Source organism: uncultured Senegalimassilia sp. (assembly GCF_934636665.1).
GTDB lineage: Bacteria > Actinomycetota > Coriobacteriia > Coriobacteriales > Eggerthellaceae > Senegalimassilia.
Genome location: NZ_CAKUAT010000001.1, coordinates 111,814 through 128,184, shown reverse-complemented (window position 1 = coordinate 128,184; position 16,371 = coordinate 111,814). Strand labels below are relative to the sequence as shown.

General features: G+C 63.5%; 21 protein-coding genes. All 21 read left to right on the top strand.

The features are described from left to right. Positions 1-48: 48 nt before the first annotated feature. The 21 genes from pstC (at position 49) to rplF (ending at position 16,356) form a co-directional block, all read left to right on the top strand. On the top strand, positions 49-1,770 hold the full coding sequence (gene pstC, locus Q0G75_RS00625; protein ID WP_294414550.1) for a phosphate ABC transporter permease subunit PstC: 1,722 nt from the start codon (positions 49-51) through the stop codon (positions 1,768-1,770). After that, the gene (locus tag Q0G75_RS00620) at positions 1,755-2,522 is read left to right on the top strand and encodes an ATP-binding cassette domain-containing protein (protein ID WP_294414549.1); all 768 of its coding nucleotides are present in this window, start codon (positions 1,755-1,757) and stop codon (positions 2,520-2,522) included. The genes pstC and Q0G75_RS00620 overlap by 16 nt, the downstream gene beginning before the upstream one ends. Positions 2,523-2,694: 172 nt before the next feature. Further along, a complete protein-coding gene (gene pyk, locus Q0G75_RS00615; protein WP_294414548.1) occupies positions 2,695-4,182 on the top strand; it encodes a pyruvate kinase in 1,488 nt (495 codons plus the stop codon). Beyond that, entirely contained in the window at positions 4,182-5,660 is a 1,479-nt protein-coding gene (gene rhaB, locus Q0G75_RS00610) for a rhamnulokinase (protein ID WP_294414547.1), read from the top strand. Before pyk ends, rhaB begins: the two co-directional genes overlap by 1 nt. Positions 5,661-5,762: 102 nt before the next feature. Next, the gene (locus tag Q0G75_RS00605; protein WP_294414546.1) at positions 5,763-7,022 is read left to right on the top strand and encodes an L-rhamnose isomerase; all 1,260 of its coding nucleotides are present in this window, start codon (positions 5,763-5,765) and stop codon (positions 7,020-7,022) included. A gap of 106 nt (positions 7,023-7,128) precedes the next feature. Then, a complete protein-coding gene (gene rhaD / locus Q0G75_RS00600; RefSeq protein WP_294414545.1) occupies positions 7,129-8,067 on the top strand; it encodes a rhamnulose-1-phosphate aldolase in 939 nt (312 codons plus the stop codon). Positions 8,068-8,109: 42 nt separating this feature from the next. After that, a complete protein-coding gene (locus Q0G75_RS00595; protein ID WP_294414544.1) occupies positions 8,110-9,477 on the top strand; it encodes an MFS transporter in 1,368 nt (455 codons plus the stop codon). A gap of 226 nt (positions 9,478-9,703) precedes the next feature. Continuing rightward, a complete protein-coding gene (gene rhaM / locus Q0G75_RS00590) occupies positions 9,704-10,045 on the top strand; it encodes an L-rhamnose mutarotase (protein ID WP_042432867.1) in 342 nt (113 codons plus the stop codon). 439 nt (positions 10,046-10,484) lie between these two features. Beyond that, on the top strand, positions 10,485-11,315 hold the full coding sequence (gene rplB, locus Q0G75_RS00585) for a 50S ribosomal protein L2 (protein ID WP_042433633.1): 831 nt from the start codon (positions 10,485-10,487) through the stop codon (positions 11,313-11,315). Between the two features lie 22 nt (positions 11,316-11,337). Next, the gene (gene rpsS, locus Q0G75_RS00580; RefSeq protein ID WP_281624042.1) at positions 11,338-11,610 is read left to right on the top strand and encodes a 30S ribosomal protein S19; all 273 of its coding nucleotides are present in this window, start codon (positions 11,338-11,340) and stop codon (positions 11,608-11,610) included. A 13-nt stretch (positions 11,611-11,623) separates the two neighbouring features. Continuing rightward, on the top strand, positions 11,624-11,965 hold the full coding sequence (gene rplV, locus Q0G75_RS00575; RefSeq protein WP_042432872.1) for a 50S ribosomal protein L22: 342 nt from the start codon (positions 11,624-11,626) through the stop codon (positions 11,963-11,965). 5 nt (positions 11,966-11,970) lie between these two features. Further along, positions 11,971-12,684 carry a 30S ribosomal protein S3 gene (rpsC, locus tag Q0G75_RS00570; RefSeq protein WP_042432875.1) on the top strand — a complete coding sequence of 238 codons (714 nt, stop codon included), beginning with the start codon at positions 11,971-11,973 and terminating at the stop codon, positions 12,682-12,684. Continuing rightward, entirely contained in the window at positions 12,684-13,106 is a 423-nt protein-coding gene (rplP, locus tag Q0G75_RS00565; protein WP_294414543.1) for a 50S ribosomal protein L16, read from the top strand. Before rpsC ends, rplP begins: the two co-directional genes overlap by 1 nt. Further along, positions 13,107-13,301, top strand: a complete 195-nt coding sequence (gene rpmC, locus Q0G75_RS00560) for a 50S ribosomal protein L29 (protein ID WP_009306348.1) — start codon at positions 13,107-13,109, stop codon at positions 13,299-13,301. A 16-nt stretch (positions 13,302-13,317) separates the two neighbouring features. Then, positions 13,318-13,578 carry a 30S ribosomal protein S17 gene (gene rpsQ / locus Q0G75_RS00555; RefSeq protein WP_294360677.1) on the top strand — a complete coding sequence of 87 codons (261 nt, stop codon included), beginning with the start codon at positions 13,318-13,320 and terminating at the stop codon, positions 13,576-13,578. Positions 13,579-13,628: 50 nt separating this feature from the next. Continuing rightward, positions 13,629-13,997 (top strand): 50S ribosomal protein L14, encoded by a 369-nt coding sequence (rplN, locus tag Q0G75_RS00550; protein ID WP_042432884.1) that lies wholly within the window; start codon positions 13,629-13,631, stop codon positions 13,995-13,997. A 24-nt stretch (positions 13,998-14,021) separates the two neighbouring features. Beyond that, a complete protein-coding gene (gene rplX / locus Q0G75_RS00545) occupies positions 14,022-14,336 on the top strand; it encodes a 50S ribosomal protein L24 (protein ID WP_294360889.1) in 315 nt (104 codons plus the stop codon). A gap of 116 nt (positions 14,337-14,452) precedes the next feature. After that, the gene (rplE, locus tag Q0G75_RS00540) at positions 14,453-15,004 is read left to right on the top strand and encodes a 50S ribosomal protein L5 (RefSeq protein WP_294414542.1); all 552 of its coding nucleotides are present in this window, start codon (positions 14,453-14,455) and stop codon (positions 15,002-15,004) included. 99 nt (positions 15,005-15,103) lie between these two features. Beyond that, on the top strand, positions 15,104-15,289 hold the full coding sequence (locus Q0G75_RS00535; RefSeq protein ID WP_042432893.1) for a type Z 30S ribosomal protein S14: 186 nt from the start codon (positions 15,104-15,106) through the stop codon (positions 15,287-15,289). 109 nt (positions 15,290-15,398) lie between these two features. Continuing rightward, a complete protein-coding gene (gene rpsH / locus Q0G75_RS00530; protein WP_042432896.1) occupies positions 15,399-15,797 on the top strand; it encodes a 30S ribosomal protein S8 in 399 nt (132 codons plus the stop codon). Positions 15,798-15,816: 19 nt separating this feature from the next. Next, a complete protein-coding gene (gene rplF / locus Q0G75_RS00525; RefSeq protein ID WP_294161402.1) occupies positions 15,817-16,356 on the top strand; it encodes a 50S ribosomal protein L6 in 540 nt (179 codons plus the stop codon). The last annotated feature ends 15 nt before the right edge of the window (positions 16,357-16,371 follow it).

The window sequence follows — 16,371 nt, the reverse complement described above, 5'->3', positions numbered from 1 at the left end:
ATGCGATATGTTCCCTCGATCCGCCCGCACCGTGTGCGGGCGGATCGTTTGCAAGCAATCTCGATAACGGTTCTGTGCGTTTCCTGCGCGGCGGCGTTGGCGTGGGTGGTGCTCACCGTGGCGGTGCAGGCGTGGCCTGTGGTCGGCGAAGTGGGCGTTGGGGCGTTTTTGCTCGGCAGCGACTGGATGCCCGTCGATTTCGGCGGTGGCGCATCGTTCGGCATCGCGAACTTCATCGCCGCCACGCTGCTCACCTCGGCCGTCGCCCTTGCGATGGCGCTGTTCGTCGCCATCGGATGCGCCCTGTTCCTGTCGTGCTCGGCGTCCACGGCGCTGCGCACCGTGCTATGCGGGGCCATCGACCTTCTGGCCGGCATCCCCTCGGTCGTGTACGGTTTCGTGGGGCTTGAAGTGCTGGTGCCCGCGTTCATAGACGCAGGCGTGCCTTCGGGCAATTGCATCCTGGCCGCAAGCATCGTGCTGGCCGTCATGGTGCTGCCGTATATGGTGTCCACTATGACCGAGTCGATGGTCGGCGTGCGCGAGCGCTATCTGGAGGCGTCGCTGGCGTTGGGCGTGAGCCGCTGGTGGGGCGTGTATGGCGTGGTCCTGCCGGTTTCGCTGCGGCTTATATGGCCGAGCGCCATGATGGCCTTCGCCCGTGCCATGGGCGAGACCATGGCCGTGATGATGGTGGCGGGCAACGCCAATCTGTTCCCTACGTTGTTGGGCAAGGGCGAGACCATCGCCTCGCTCATCGCGCTTGAAATGGGAACCGCGGCGGCGGGGAGCACGCACATGCATGCGTTGTTCGCTGCAGGGTTCGTGCTGCTTGCCATCGTTTTGGCCGTCGACCTTGCTTGCGTGTGCCTGCAGCGCGCTTTGACGCGCCGCGTCTCGCGCACTGCGTTCGCAGGTTCGTGGGTGCTCGGCCGCGCCGGCGGCGCGGTGGTGCGCGTTTGGGCGCTTGCCGCAACGGCCGTCGTAGGCGGCGCCATCGCATTCCTGTTCGGCTACGTGTTCGTCCAGGGCGCGGGCTGCATATCGTGGGAGTTCATCACGCAAAGCCCGTCCGGCGTCGTGCTCGGCAGCGAGGGCGGCATCTTCCCGGCTATCGCGGGCAGTGCCTGGTTCACCGGGTGCGCGCTCGTCATCGCGGTCCCGTTGGCGGCAAGCGTGGCGGTATGGCGCGTGTTCCTCTCGCGCCGCGCGTGGGCGCAAAACCTCATGGGGCGCATCATGTCCGTGGCGGGTGGCGCGCCGTCCATCGTCATGGGCCTGTTCGCCTATGCCGTGCTGGTTCGCGATGCGGGTCTTGGCCGCTGCGTGCTGGCGGGCGGCGTGGCGCTTGCGCTCATGATCATCCCCTTCATCGAGGTGCGCATGGAGAAGGCGTTTCGCGAGGTTCCCGGCAGCCTGCTTAGCGCCGCGTACGCGCTCGGCTGCTCGAAAACGTATGTGCTGCGCACGCTTGTCCTGCCGTATTGCCGCGGCGAGCTGTTGGGGGCGGTCGTGCTGGGCGGATTGTATGCGCTTGGCGCTGCGGCTCCGCTCATCTTCACCGGCGGTGTGGCCTTCGCGCCCGTGCCGACGGGCATCGACCAGCCCGCCATGTCGCTGCCGCTTCATCTGTATCTCATGTTGGCGCAGGGGACCACCATCCCGCAGGTGTACGCGACGGCGTTCGTGCTCATGGTGCTGGTGCTTGTCTGCAACGTGCTGGTTTCCGGTTACGCATATATAAGGAAAAGGCGGTGGATGCGGTCGTGAGCGACGAGAACATCCTTGAGGTGCGCGGCTTGAGCGCATGGTACGGGAAGCGTCAGGTTTTGCGCGATGTGGATCTTAATGCTTCGGTGGGCCGGGTAACCGCCATCATCGGCCCATCGGGTTGCGGCAAGTCCACGTTGCTGTCGTGTCTGAACCGCACGCTCGAGCTTGTCCCGAAGGCGCGTTGGACGGGGGAGGTGAAGCTGTCCGGCCAGGATATGGCCGCGCTCGACGCCGACGCCGTGCGCTCTCGCGTGGGCATGGTCATGCAGAAGCCCACGCCGTTCCCGTTTTCGGTGGAGCGCAACATCACGTACGCCTTGCGGTACCGGGGCATCCGCAAGCGCAGCGAGCTTTCGCGCATCGTCCGCGAGCAGCTTTCCGTCGTCGGCCTGCTCGACGAGCTGGAAGGCGACGTTTCACGCAGCGCCTTGGAGCTTTCAGGTGGGCAGCAGCAGCGTCTGTGCATCGCGCGCGCCCTGGCCACGAACCCGGCCGTGCTGCTTCTTGACGAGCCGTGCTCGGCGCTCGACGTGGCAAGCAGCGCCCAGGTCGAGGAGGTGCTTACCCGCGTGAGCGCTCAAACGGCGGTTGCGGTGGTCACGCATAATCTGGCGCAGGCGCGCCGCATCGCCGATAACGTCGTGTGCCTGCAGCAAGGCGAGGTGGCATGGTGCGGAAGCGCCCGCGACCTGTTCGAGAACCAGCGGGAATCCGTGCTCGAGCCCTTGTATGGCGGGGAGCTGCTGTAGCTTACGGCGTTCCGGGCGATGTAGCGTCCGCATGATGCTCGCTGCCTTTCCGTGGAGGCCTGTGCGCTGAGTCTAGCGCAAAAGTGGGGTTTTCCGATTGCCGAGGAATCGCAGCCGTTTAGCGGTATAGTTTTCGTATTTACGAGACGAAACGCAACGGTAAGGTGGCTGCATGGCAAAGCGAACGAAGATCGTGTGCACCCTTGGCCCGTCCGTCGACAGCGAGTCGACGCTCAAAGGGCTGATCTGCGCGGGTATGGATATCGCCCGCTTCAATTTCTCGCACGGCTCGCATGATGAGCAGCGTGCGCGCATGGACCGTTTGCGCAAGGTCCGTCGCGAAATGGATAGCCCCTGCGCCATCTTGCTCGACACGAAGGGCCCGGAAATCCGCACGGGCGAGCTGGCGGGCCATAAGCCGGTGCAGCTTATGGCGGGCAACTCGTTCACGTTCACCGAGGCGGCGGTCGAAGGCAGCGATCGCGTGGTCAGCCAAACGTGCAAGGGCCTGGCCGATGTCGTTTCTCCCGGCACGGTCATCCTGGTCGACGACGGGCTCATCGAGCTTGCCGTCGACGGCGTTGAGGGCGGCGACATCCATTGCACCGTGCAAAACTCCGGCATGCTCGGCGAGCGCAAATCCATGAACCTTCCCGGAACATCGCTGCCCCTGCCGGTCATGACCGACCAGGATCGCGCCGACCTGCTGTTCGGCATCGAGCAAGGCGTCGACTTCATCGCCGCGTCTTTTATCCGCGATGCCGCGGGCGTGCGCGAGATGCGCGCGTTTTTGAACGAGCACGGCGGCTCCGACATCATGTTCCTCTCGAAAATCGAATGCCACGAGGCCGTCGAGAACATCAACGAGATCATAGAGGCGTCCGACGGCATCATGATCGCCCGCGGCGATTTGGGCGTGGAGGTTCCGGCATATAAGGTGCCGCACATCCAGAAGGAGATCATCCGCGCCTGCAATCGCGCGTCGAAGCCCGTCATCACGGCAACGCAGATGCTCGATTCCATGATCCGCAACCCTCGTCCCACGCGTGCCGAGGTGGGGGATGTGGCCAACGCCATCTACGACGGCACCGACGCGGTCATGCTGTCGGGCGAAACGGCGTGCGGCCAGTACCCGGTTCCCGCCGTGCAGATGATGGCCCGCGTCGCCGAGGCAAGCGAGCCGTACCTGTTCGACGAGCGCTTCCCCGATCGTACGCGCGTCGCCGCGCGCGTGGCTCTGGCCGTGGGCCTTGCCGCCGTGCAAACCGCCGAAACCGTCAACGCCGCCTGCATCGTGGCGCCCACCATGTCGGGCCGTACGGTGCGCTTGGTGTCCAATCTGCGTCCGCGCGTTCCCATTTACGCGGTCACGCCGTCGGAGCGCGTGATGCGCCAGCAGCAGATCCACTGGGGCGTCGTGCCCATGCTCGGCGATGTGCAGGGCGATATGCGCAGCGTCGTGGACAACGCGCGCGATGCCGTGGTGTCGAAGGGCCTTCTGCGCCCGGGCGACGTTGCCGTGTTCACCGCGGGCGATCGCTCTACCAGCCCCGTGGTGTCCAAGGGCCCCGACGGCGCGGAGTCCGTCGCGGCCACCAACGTCATGTACGTGGTGCAGATCCGGGAAAACGATACAACCAAACAAAAGGGAGGGAAGTAATGCCGCAGCAGCGTTACTACCTCGCCATCGACATCGGGGCGTCAAGCGGGCGCCACGTGCTCGGTAGCGTGAACGGAAACGGCGTCATCGAGCTCGAGGAGGTGCACCGCTTCGACAACGTGCAGGTGCGCCGCCGCGGGCACGATTGCTGGGATATCGACATGATCTGGGAAAACATCCTGATCGGCCTGGAGAAATGCCGCGAAGCCGGCAAGATCCCCGAGACGATCGGCATCGACACCTGGGGCGTGGACTTCGTCTTGGTCGATGCGCAGGGCCGGCTTGTCGGCGACGCGGTGGCGTATCGCGACGTGCGCACCAGCGATGTCGCCGCCGATGTCGATGCGGGCATCGGCCTGGAGAGGCTCTATCGCGTCACGGGCATCCAGCGCCAAGCGTTTAACACGGTTTACCAGCTTGCGGCGCTCTCGCGCGAGCATCCCGAGGAGCTTGAGGCGGCCGATCGCTTCCTCATGGTGCCCGAATACCTGAACTACCTGCTCACGGGCAACATGGTCAACGAATACACCAACGCCACCACCACGAACCTCGTCAACGCGCGCACCTGCACGTGGGATCCGTTCGCGCTTGAGGCGGCGGAGGCCCCCGCGCGCCTGTTCGGCGACATCGCCATGCCCGGTACGGTAGTGGGCGGGCTTACGCCCGAGGTGCAGCAGCGCGTGGGCTTCGACGCCCAGGTCATGCTGCCCGCCACGCACGACACGGGTTCGGCGTTTCTGGCGGTGCCCGCGCGCGACGCGCAGGCGGTCTACCTCTCAAGCGGCACGTGGAGCCTGCTCGGCGTTGAGCACGAAGGCCCCATCACCTCCGATGCCAGCAGGTATCAGAACTTCACGAACGAGGGCGGCTACTTGAAGCGTTTCCGCTTCCTGAAGAACATCATGGGCCTGTGGATGATCCAGTCCATCCGCCGTGAACTCAACGGCGTCAGTTACGTCGCCGGCAAGGGCGCCGAGCTCAAGCGCGCCGCGAAAGAGGTCGGCTTCGGCGAGCTGGCGGATGCCGCGCGCGCCGAGCAGCAGCTGCATCCCGACGCCCCCGTCCCGCACGTCAACGTCAACGACGACCGCTTCTTGGCTCCCGCGTCCATGATCGAGGAGATCAAGACCGCCTGCCGCGAAACGGGCCAGCCCGTTCCCGACACCGTCGGCGAGCTGATGCGCTGCGTGTACGAGAGCCTGACGGGCTGTTACGCCGATTCCATCAACGAGCTGTCGGCGCTGACCGGCCGCACGTACACCTCCATTAACATCGTCGGCGGGGGATGTCAGGACACTTACCTTAATGAGCTGACGGCCCGTGCATGCGGCATCCCCGTGTTCGCCGGCCCCATCGAGGGCACCAGCCTGGGAAACCTCATGGTGCAGATGATCGGCGACGGCGTCTTCGCCGACCTCGACGAGGCTCGAGAGGCCATCCGCCGATCGTTCGACGTGGTGGAATACCAGCCTGAATAACCCGTACGCGCAGGGCCGCCGCGCGTCGGCCCTGCGCATCCGAATCGGTTCACCGCCGCATCGCGGCTTGAACATATCCATTCATCCAAGATAGGAGCGCATATGAGCACAGCTTACGAACTGGCACGCGAGGCATACGCCGCCGAGGGCATCGACACCGAGGCGGTCCTGGCGAAGCTGGCCGGCAAGGCGATCTCTGTCAACTGCTGGCAAGGCGACGACGTCATGGGCTTCGACCAGAAGGACAACGCGGCTTCCGGCGGCATCATGACCACGGGCAACTACCCGGGCCGCGCCCGCACCTTCGAGGAGCTGACGGCCGACTTCGAGAAGGCGTGCAGCCTCATCCCCGGCAAGAAGCGCATCAACCTGCATGCCAGCTATGCCATCTTCACCGACGAGAACCCCTGGGTCGACCGCGACCAGATCGAGTACAAGCACTTCGAGCCCTGGGTGGCTTGGGCCAAGGAGCACGGCTACGGCATCGACTTCAACCCCACGCTGTTCAGCCACCCTATGGTCAAGGAGGGCCTGACCGTCTCCTCTCCGGACAAGGACGTGCGTGACTTCTGGATCCGCCATTGCATCGCCTGCCGCAAGATCGCCGAGCGCATCGGCGAGGAGCTTGACGACATGGTGCTCAACAACTTCTGGATCCCCGACGGCCTGAAGGACCACCCGGCCGACCGCTACGGCATGCGCGAGCGTCTGCGCGACGCGCTCGACGAGATCTACTCCTTCGACACGCCGCACGTCATCGACGCCATGGAGCAGAAGGTCTTCGGCATCGGCGTGGAGGGCTTCACCACCGGCAACCAGGAGTTCTACGTGTCCTATGCCGCGAAGAAGGGCGGCAACCACGTGGTGCTCATCGACGCCGGCCACTTCAACCCCATGGAGAACATCGCCGACAAGCTCTCCAGCCTGCTGCTGTTCTTCCCGTACGTGCCGCTGCACGTCACCCGCTCCATGCACTGGGATTCCGATCACGTGGTGCTGTTCGAGGACAACATCAAGGAGATCGCCGGCGAGATCGTGCGCTGCCCGGGCGGCTGGGACAAGGTCATCATCGGCCTCGACTTCTTCGACGCGTCCATCAACCGCATCGGCGCTTGGGCGACCGGCACCCGCGCCATGGAGAAGAGCCTGCTGTTCGAGCTGCTGCAGCCTGTCGAGCGCCTCAAGGAGCTGCAGGATACGTACCGCTTCTCCGAGAAGATGATCGTCACCGAGCAGTTCAAGACCATGCCGTTCGGCGCCGTGTGGGACGAGTACTGCCGTCGCGAGGGCGTGCCGACCGATGGCGGGCTGTGGGAGCCCATCAAGGCCTATGAGGATGAGGTGCTCTCCGGCCGCGCATAGGCGATCAGCCCTTACATGCAATGAAAGCAAGCGGCGGGCGAGGATCTGCATCCGAGCCCGCCCGATCCGCGTCGAAGTTCCCGGCGCATCATCGAAAGGCAGGAACATGGGTATTTTGGATAGCGCCCAGGACGTGCTGGGCCGCGGCGCTCAGGCCGCGCAGGGCGTGCTCGACAAGGGCGTCACTGTCGCCAAGGGCGCCGTCTCGGGCGTGGCCGTGGAGCAGCAGCCGTTCATGAAGGCGTTCGTGCGCCTGTGCACCGACGGCTGGGACCAGGGTTGGCACGAGCGCAACGGCGGCAACCTGACGTACCGCCTGACCGACGAGCAGGTGGGCGCGTGCCGCCCGTTCTTCTACGACAACCCCTCCAGCTGGGTGTCCATGGGCGTGCAGGCCGACAATCTGCGCGGCGCGTTCTTCGCCACCACCGGCTCGGGCCGCTACATGCGCAACGTGCAGCTCGACCCCGCCGCCAACGTGGGCATCGTCGAGATCAACGACGCCGGCGATGCGTGGCGCATCGTGTGGGGCCTGAAGGACGGCGGCGTTCCCACCAGCGAGTTTCCCACGCATTTCATGAACCACAGCGTCCGCGTGGCCGCCACCGACGGCGCCTGCCGCGTGATCTACCATGCGCATCCGCAGAACGTCATCGCGCTGTCGTTCGTCATGCCGCTTGACGCGCGCACCATCACGCGCGCCCTGTGGAAGGCCATGACCGAGTGCATCGTGGTGTTCCCGAAGGGCGTGGGCGTCGTGCCGTGGATGGTCCCGGGCGGCTCCGAGATCGCGCAGGCAACCTGCGAGCTCATGAAAACCTACGACGCCGCCATCTGGGCGCAGCACGGCCTGTTCGTGTCCGGCCCTGATTTCGACACGGCGTTCGGCCTTATGCACACCATCGAGAAGGCCGCGGCCATCTACGCCGAGGCGCGTATGCTCAACGGCGGCAGCGATGAGTTCCTCAACACCATCACCGACGACGGCCTGCGCGCCATCGCCCGCGATTTCAAGCTCGACATCAATGAAAGCTTCCTGGACTAGCGCAGCCGCCGGCCATAGGAACAAGTGAAAGGCGGATCGATCATGGCAATGTCTCAGGAGCGCAAGGGCACCATCGCGGTGTCGTTGACGAACTTCCTGGATTCGGGGTGCATCGTGGCGTCGTCGGTGGCGCTGACGGCATGGGCCGCGGCATTCGGCTTCGGCTCGATGTGGACCTCCATCTTGGGCGCCATCGGCGCGAACGCGTTCGGCGCCGCCGTCGGCGCGCTTATCGGCGGTTTTCTGACCGACAAGTACGGGCGCACCATCATCTACCGTTACAACCTGCTGGTGTATGCGATCGGCGTGGCCATCGCCATGTGCGCCATGAACCTGCCCATGGTGGTTGTGGGCGTGGTGCTCTCCGGCCTGTCGGTGGGAGCGGGCGTCCCCGCATCGTGGAGCTACATCTCCGAAACGTCCACGTCCACCAAGCGCGCCGCGAACATCGGCATCAGCCAGTTCGCATGGAGCTGCGGGCCGGCCATCATATTCCTGCTGTCTTTGGCCCTGTCGTTCGTGCTCCCCGGTTTCGCGGCCGATGGCAAGACGCTGCTGCCCGCCGGAACCTACGGTCCCTTCGACGGCTTGCTGTCCACGCGCATCCTTTTCCTGGTGCTGCTCGTGGTGGCGCTCGTCGCATGGAACCTTCAGCGTCAGCTGCAGGAGTCCAAGGACTGGGCGGAGAAGCAGGCCGAAACGGCCGAGCACGAGTCGTTCGGCCGCATGATGGCCAACGCGCTGAAGAACCCCGTCAACGTCAAGACCATCGTGTTTTTGGTGGCCGTGTACCTGACATGGAACCTGGCGGCGGGCACCAACGGCCAGTTCATGCCGTATCTGTACGCCGCAGCCGGCAACATCGATTCGGTGGGGCAGAGCCTGCTCGGCGTGGTGCAATGGGTGCTCGTGGCGGTCTGCTCGCTGGCGGTGTTCTCCAAGCTGGGCGATAAGGTGCCGCATCGCGTGCTGTTCGGGGCATCGGCGCTGTTGGCGCTTGCCTCGTGGGTGTGCATCGCCATCTTCGGCGCGGCGCTCAACAACGGCACCACCGATTCCATGGGCTGGTGCCTGTGGGCCTACGTCATCCTGTGGGGCGTTTCGGCCGGCTTCTCGGCGCAGTGCTTCTATGCGCTGTGGGGAACCGAGCTGTTCCCGACGCGCTACCGTGGCGGTGCTCAGGGCATCATGTTCTTCCTGGTGCGCGCGGCCCTTGGCATCTGGTCGCTCGTAGGCGTCGGCGCCATCATGGGCGATATCTCCACCAACCCGGCGGGCTTCTTCCCGGCTGCGCTCATCATGTGCGCGGTGCTGGTGGTCTCGCTTGTGGTCGGCGTGGTGTGGTGCCCGAACACGCAGGGCAAGACGCTCGATCAAATCACGGAAGAGCGTTACGGCAAGCTGCAGTAACTTTTTCGCGCATGCCCGGGCGAGCCGCTCGGGCATGCGCGTTTCGCGGCGCATAACGTGCCGGCAGGGAAGGGGCTCGAAGCCTCTCGTCCGTCCCGGCGCCGCCGCAAGCTCGGGCATGCTCGTTTCGCGGCGCGTGCGCGCTGTGCGTGCAAGGGTCGGGAAATCCCCGGGTCCGTGCGCGATTGCGTGCCCATATCCTCAACGGTAATGAAAGGAAAAGGCGATGACCGTACGTAAAACCGCCGAAGGCCGCACCATTAGCGGCTTCAAGATGAAGCTGTATCCGGGGTTCGCCGAGGAGTATGAGCGCCGTCACAACGAGCTGTGGCCCGAGATGGCCGATATGCTCCACGAGTACGGCGGACATAACTACAGCATTTTCATCGACGAGGAGACCAACATCCTGTTCGGCTACATCGAGCTCGACGATCCCGAGCGTTACGCGGAATCGGCGGAAACCGAGATCTGCCGGAAGTGGTGGGACTTCATGGCCAGCGTCATGGAGACCAACGCCGACAACTCGCCGGTAAGCGTCGATCTGCCGTGCGCGTTCCATCTGGATTAGCGCGCTTCGGCGTTGCGCCTCGCAGCGGGTGCGGGTTTGGCTGACATCCAGGCGCCTGACAGGCCCGCAGCGCCGCCGGATCGGCATGGACGAGGCCCCGCAAGCGCGAAGCGGCTCGACAGCATCGCGGAAATCGTGATAGAGGGAAGCCCGCAAGCCTCTCTCCATATCAATAGGTAAGCGCCCGCAACTTGGCTTGTGTGCAGGTTGTGGGCGCGCTTCGTTCAAGCAGGTTTTCCTTGAAACAACTCGCGCAGGCTCGTATAATGTCCAGTTGCGTCTGGTGACTTATGGATACACCCGGGCGCGTGGATTGACGGAGTCGGTGCGTTCGGCCTCAAACGAGCGTGCTTGGGCAATCGCCACATCCACATCTGTAGGAAGGATCTCCGGTGCATGGTGAGGCATGCGAGCGGAAATCCAGATGGAAAGGTTTGAAATGGGAGTCAAACAGTACAGGCCGACTAGCCCCGGTCGTCGCTTCCAGACGGTTTCGGACAAGGCCGAAATCACCTGCGACAAGCCGGAAAAGTCCCTGCTTGCGCCGCTGAACAAGAAGGCGGGTCGCAACAACCACGGTCACATCACCGTCCGTCATCAGGGCGGCGGCGTGAAGCGTCGTTACCGCATCATCGACTTCAAGCGCAACAAGGACGGCGTGCCTGCAAAGGTCGCTACCATCGAGTACGACCCGAACCGCTCCGCTCGTATCGCTCTGCTGCACTACGTTGACGGCGAGAAGCGCTACATCCTTCACCCGAAGGGTCTGAAGGTCGGCGACATGATCGTCAGCGGCACCGATGTGGACATCAAGCCCGGCAACGCAATGCCGCTGTCCTGCATCCCCGTCGGTACGCTCATCCACGCTGTCGAGCTGCAGCCCGGCCGTGGCGCCGCGCTTGCCCGCTCCGCCGGCACGAGCATCCAGCTGATGGGCAAGGAAGGCAAGTACGCCATCCTGCGCATGCCCTCCTCCGAAATGCGCCGTGTGCTGCTCACCTGCCGCGCCACCATCGGCGAGGTCGGTAACGCCGAGCACTCCAACATCACGATCGGCAAGGCCGGCCGTAATCGTTGGCGTGGCATCCGCCCGACGGTTCGCGGTACCGTCATGAACCCTGTGGACCATCCCCACGGCGGTGGCGAAGGCAAGAACAAGACTTCTGGCCGTCACCCTGTCAGCCCCTGGGGCGTTCCGACCAAGGGTCATCGTACGCGCAACCCGAAGAAGGCCTCTAGCCGCCTGATCATTCGCCGTCGCAAGAAGTAGCGCTAAGCGTTAAGGAGTAATAGTGAGCAGAAGTTTGAAGAAGGGTCCTTTCGTTGAGCCTCGCCTTCTTGAGCGCATCGAGAAGATGAACGCGGCCGGCGAAAAGAACGTCATCAAGACCTGGTCCCGTGCCAGCACCATCTTCCCCGAAATGGTGGGCCACACCATCGCGGTGCACGACGGTCGCAAGCACGTGCCGGTTTACGTTACCGAGTCCATGGTCGGTCACAAGCTGGGCGAGTTCGCCCCCACGCGTACCTTCAAGGGTCACGCAGCCGACAAGAAGAAGCGATAAGAAGGGGTGAATCATGGAAGCTAAAGCAATCGCACGTACCGTGCGCATGTCGCCCCGCAAGGCACGCATCGTCGTCGACCTGATCCGCGGCAAGTCCGTCCCGGCTGCCCGTGAGATCTTGATGTTCACCAATCGCGCAGCCGCCGAGGTTGTCGAGAAGACGCTGAACTCCGCTGTGGCAAACGCTGAGTACCAGCATCATGTGCGTCCGGAGACGCTGGTCGTGAAGACCGCCTTCGTTGATGAGGGCCCCACGCTCAAGCGCATCCGTCCCCGCGCTAAGGGTTCCGCTTCGCGCATCCGCAAGCGCACCTGCCACATCACCATCATCGTCGCTCCGCGAGAGGAGGCATAAAGTCTATGGGTCAGAAGGTAAGCCCTACCGGGTTCCGCCTCGGTATCACCGAAGAGTGGCGCAGCCGTTGGTACGCCGACAAGGATTACGCCCAGAACCTGGCAAACGACTTGGCCATTAGGAAGTTCCTGGACAAGCAGCTGGCCCGTGCCGCCGTCTCCAAGGTCGAGATCGAGCGCGCAGGCGACAAGATCAAGGTCATCGTCACCACGGCTCGCCCGGGTGTCGTGATCGGCAAGAAGGGCGCCGAGATCGACGCTCTGCGCAAGAAGCTTGAGAAGGTCGCCAACGGCCCGGTCAACATCGAGGTCGTCGAGGTCAAGCGCCCCGAGCTGGACGCCAACCTCATCGCCCAGTCCGTTGCCGAGCAGCTCGAGGGCCGCGTCGCTTTCCGTCGCGCCATGCGCAAGGCCGTGCAGTCCGCCCGCAAGTCCGGTGCCAAGGGCATCCGCATCCAGTGCGCCGGCCGCCTCGGCGGTGCCGAGATGAGCCGCCGCGAGTGGTACCGCGAGGGTCGCGTGCCGCTGCACACGCTGCGTGCCAAGGTTGACTACGGTTTCTGCACCGCCCGCACGCAGATGGGCGCCATCGGCGTTCAGGTGTGGGTGTACCACGGCGAGGTCCTACCGGGCCAGAAGGCTCCGCAGCCTCAGCTCGAGGGCAGCTCTCGCCCGAACCGTTCCCGCCGCAACGACCGTAATGATAGGGGGCGCAAGTAATGCTCGTACCTAAGCGTGTTAAGCACCGCAAGGTGCAGCGCGGTTCCATGAAGGGCCGTGCAAAGGGTGGTACCCGTCTGAACCACGGCACCTGGGGCATCCAGGCCCTGGAAGCACACTGGATCACCAACCGTCAGATCGAGGCCGCTCGTATCGCCATGACCCGTTGCATGAAGCGTGGCGGTAAGGTCTGGATCACCATCTTCCCGGACAAGCCGATCACCAAGAAGCCGGCTGAGACCCGCATGGGTTCCGGTAAGGGCAACCCCGAGGCTTGGGTCGCGGTCGTCAAGCCCGGTCGCATCATGTTCGAGATCGACGGCGTCGACGATGCCACGGCCAAAGAGGCGCTCCGCCTTGCAATCAACAAGTTGCCCATCAAGTGCAAGATTGTGACCAAGGAAACGGAAGGGCAGGAGTAAATGAAAGCAGCAGAGATTCGTGAGCTGTCTGCCGACGATCTGCAGGCCAAACTCAAGGAAGCACGCGCTGAGCTTTTCAACCTGCGCTTCCAGATGGCAACGAGCCAGCTTGACAACACCGCACGCGTGAAGCAGGTCAAGAAGGACATCGCTCGCATCCAGACCGAGATGCGCGCCCGTGAGCTGAGCGCATAAAGGAAGGTTTGATAACATGAGCGAAGAGCGTAATACGCGTAAGGTCCGCCAGGGCATCGTGGTCAGCGCCGTTAACGACAAGACGATCGTCGTCTCCGTCGCCGAGCGCAAGCCGCATCCGGTGTACAAGAAGATGATGACGACCACCAAGAAGTTCCACGCGCATGACGAGAACAACGAGGCTGGCGTCGGCGATACCGTCACCATCATGGAGACCCGTCCGCTGTCCAAGATGAAGCGCTGGCGTCTGGTGGAGATCAACGAAAAGGCGAAATAGCCCTTTCCTCTTATCCCATCAGATTACCGATTGAAAGATAGGTTGAAGCAATGATTCAGATGCAAACCATGCTCGCGGTCGCCGACAACTCCGGCGCTCGCAAGGTGCAGTGCATCAAGGTCCTGGGCGGCTCCAAGCGCCGTTACGCGGGCCTGGGCGACGTGATCATCTGCAGCGTCAAAGAGGCTATGCCCAACGGTGCTGTCAAAAAGGGTGACGTCGTGCGCTGCGTCGTTGTGCGCGTGAAGAAGGAAGTTCGTCGCGCTGACGGCAGCTACATCAAGTTCGACCAGAACGCCGCCGTCCTGATCGACGCCAACGGTGCGCCGCGCGGCACGCGTATCTTCGGGCCCGTCGCCCGCGAGCTGCGCGAGAAGAAGTACATGAAGATCGTGTCCTTGGCACCTGAGACGCTGTAAAGGGGGTTATTCGCAATGAACAGCATGAACATCAAGAAGGGCGACACCGTCCGCGTTCTGTCCGGCAAGGACAAGGGCAAGGAGGGCCAGGTCGTTCGTTCTCTCCCCAGCAAGCAGCGCGTGGTCGTCGAGAAGGTGAACATGGTCAAGAAGGCCATGCGCCCCACTCAGCAGAACCCGCAGGGCGGCATCATGTCCGTCGAGGCTCCCATCCATGTCTCCAACGTCATGGTCGTCTGCCCCGAGTGCAAGCAGCCCACCCGCGTGTCCCACCGCGTGAACGAGGCCGGCAAGAAGGTCCGCGTTTGCAAGAAGTGCGGCAAGGACATCGATAAATAGTTTTGTTGAAGGCGGCCCGCCTTTGCGCGGGCCGCGTTTAGAATATGACCCTGGCCATATAAGACCAGGGACGCAGGGTCGGAAATCCTGTGTTTAATTCATCGAAAGGAAATCGCATGACTACTCCTCGTCTCAAAGAGAAGTACAAGAACGAGATCGTCAGCAAGCTCAAGTCCGAGCTGGAGATCGCCAACATCAACAACGTTCCGCGTCTCGAGAAGATCGTCGTGAACATGGGTGTCGGCGCCGCCGCCTCCGACCACAAGCTGCTTGATGCCGCCATGAACGATATGCGCATCATCACCGGTCAGCAGCCCTGCATCACCCGTGCCAAGAAGTCCATCGCAGGCTTCCATGTTCGCGAGGGCCAGGCCATCGGCTGCAAGGTCACCCTGCGTGGCGACCGCATGTGGGAGTTCCTGGATCGTCTGCTGGCCGCAGCTCTGCCGCGCGTCCGCGACTTCCGCGGCATCTCCCCGACCAGCTTCGACGGTCGCGGCAACTACACGCTCGGCATCACCGAGCAGCTGATCTTCCCCGAGATCGAGTACGATAAGGTCGACCGCACCCGTGGTATGGACATCACGTTCGTCACCACCGCCGGCAACAACGAGAACGCCTTCGCGCTGCTTTCCGCGCTCGGCTTCCCGTTCAAGGACCGCGACTAACCCTTTTGTTTGACCGTAAGGATGGCCGGCCAGGTCATCCTGCAGGCAGTTTAAAGCCCGCCTTCCCGGCGGGCTTGGAAACAAGAAAGAAGGATTTGCATGGCAAAGAAATCGATGATCGCCAAGAGCGAGCGCGAGCCGAAGTTCTCCACGCGCCAGCACAATCGCTGCACGCGTTGCGGGCGTCCGCGCGCTTACTACCGTAAGTTCGGCCTGTGCCGCGTGTGCCTGCGCGAGCTGGCCAACAAAGGCGAGCTGCCCGGCGTGACCAAGGCTTCCTGGTAGGCCCCAACACAAGGTACGTACGGGTGTGCCACGGTTCAGGCGGGGGTGCTAAGGGCGCCTATCCGAACCGAACCGATCGGCTCATCACGAACCAAAGGAGAAACTTACTATGACCATGACTGACCCTATCGCAGATATGCTTACGCGCGTGCGTAACGCTAACTCTGCCGGCAAGGCTACGGTCTCCATGCCCTCCAGCAAGAAGCTGGTCGAGATCGCCCGCATCATGCAGGAAGAGGGCTATGTGGCCGGCTACGAGGTTGTCGAAGGCGAGCCTCGTGCCACGCTCGAAATCACGCTGAAGTACGGCGAGAAGAAGGCCAAGACCATCCGCGGCATCCGCCGCATCTCCAAGCCGGGTCTGCGCATCTACGCCGGCAAGGACGAGCTGCCCCGCGTTCTGGGCGGCCTCGGCACTGCAATCGTCTCCACGTCCAACGGCGTGATGACCGACCGCGACGCCCGCAAGAAGGGCATCGGCGGCGAGGTTATCGCGTACATCTGGTAGGAAAGGAAGGGATAGGTTTATGTCTCGTATCGGCAAGCAGCCCGTTACCGTTCCTGCCGGCGTCGACGTGAAGATCGACGGCCACATCGTGACGGTCAAGGGCCCCAAGGGCGAGCTCACCCGCGAGTTCAACCCCATGATGACCATCAGCCAGGAAGGCGAGGAGATCATCGTCTCCCGTCCTGACGACTCCCGTGAGGCCAGGAGCCTGCACGGCCTTACCCGCACCCTCATCCACAACATGGTCGAGGGCGTTTCCGCCGGTTACCAGAAGAAGCTGCAGCTGGTCGGCGTCGGCTATCGTGCCGCGCTGAAGGGCAAGGACCTGGAGATGCAGCTGGGCTTCTCGCATCCCGTTCTCATGGAGTGCCCTGAGAACATCACGTTCGAGGTTCCCAGCCAGACCGAGATCGTCGTCTCCGGCATCAGCAAGGAGCAGGTCGGCCAGGTGGCCGCTAACGTCCGCGCATGGCGCAAGCCTGAGCCTTACAAGGGCAAGGGCATCCGCTATGAGGGCGAGCATGTCCGCCGCAAGGTCGGCAAGGCTGGCAAGGACTAAGCGCGCAAGCGTAAC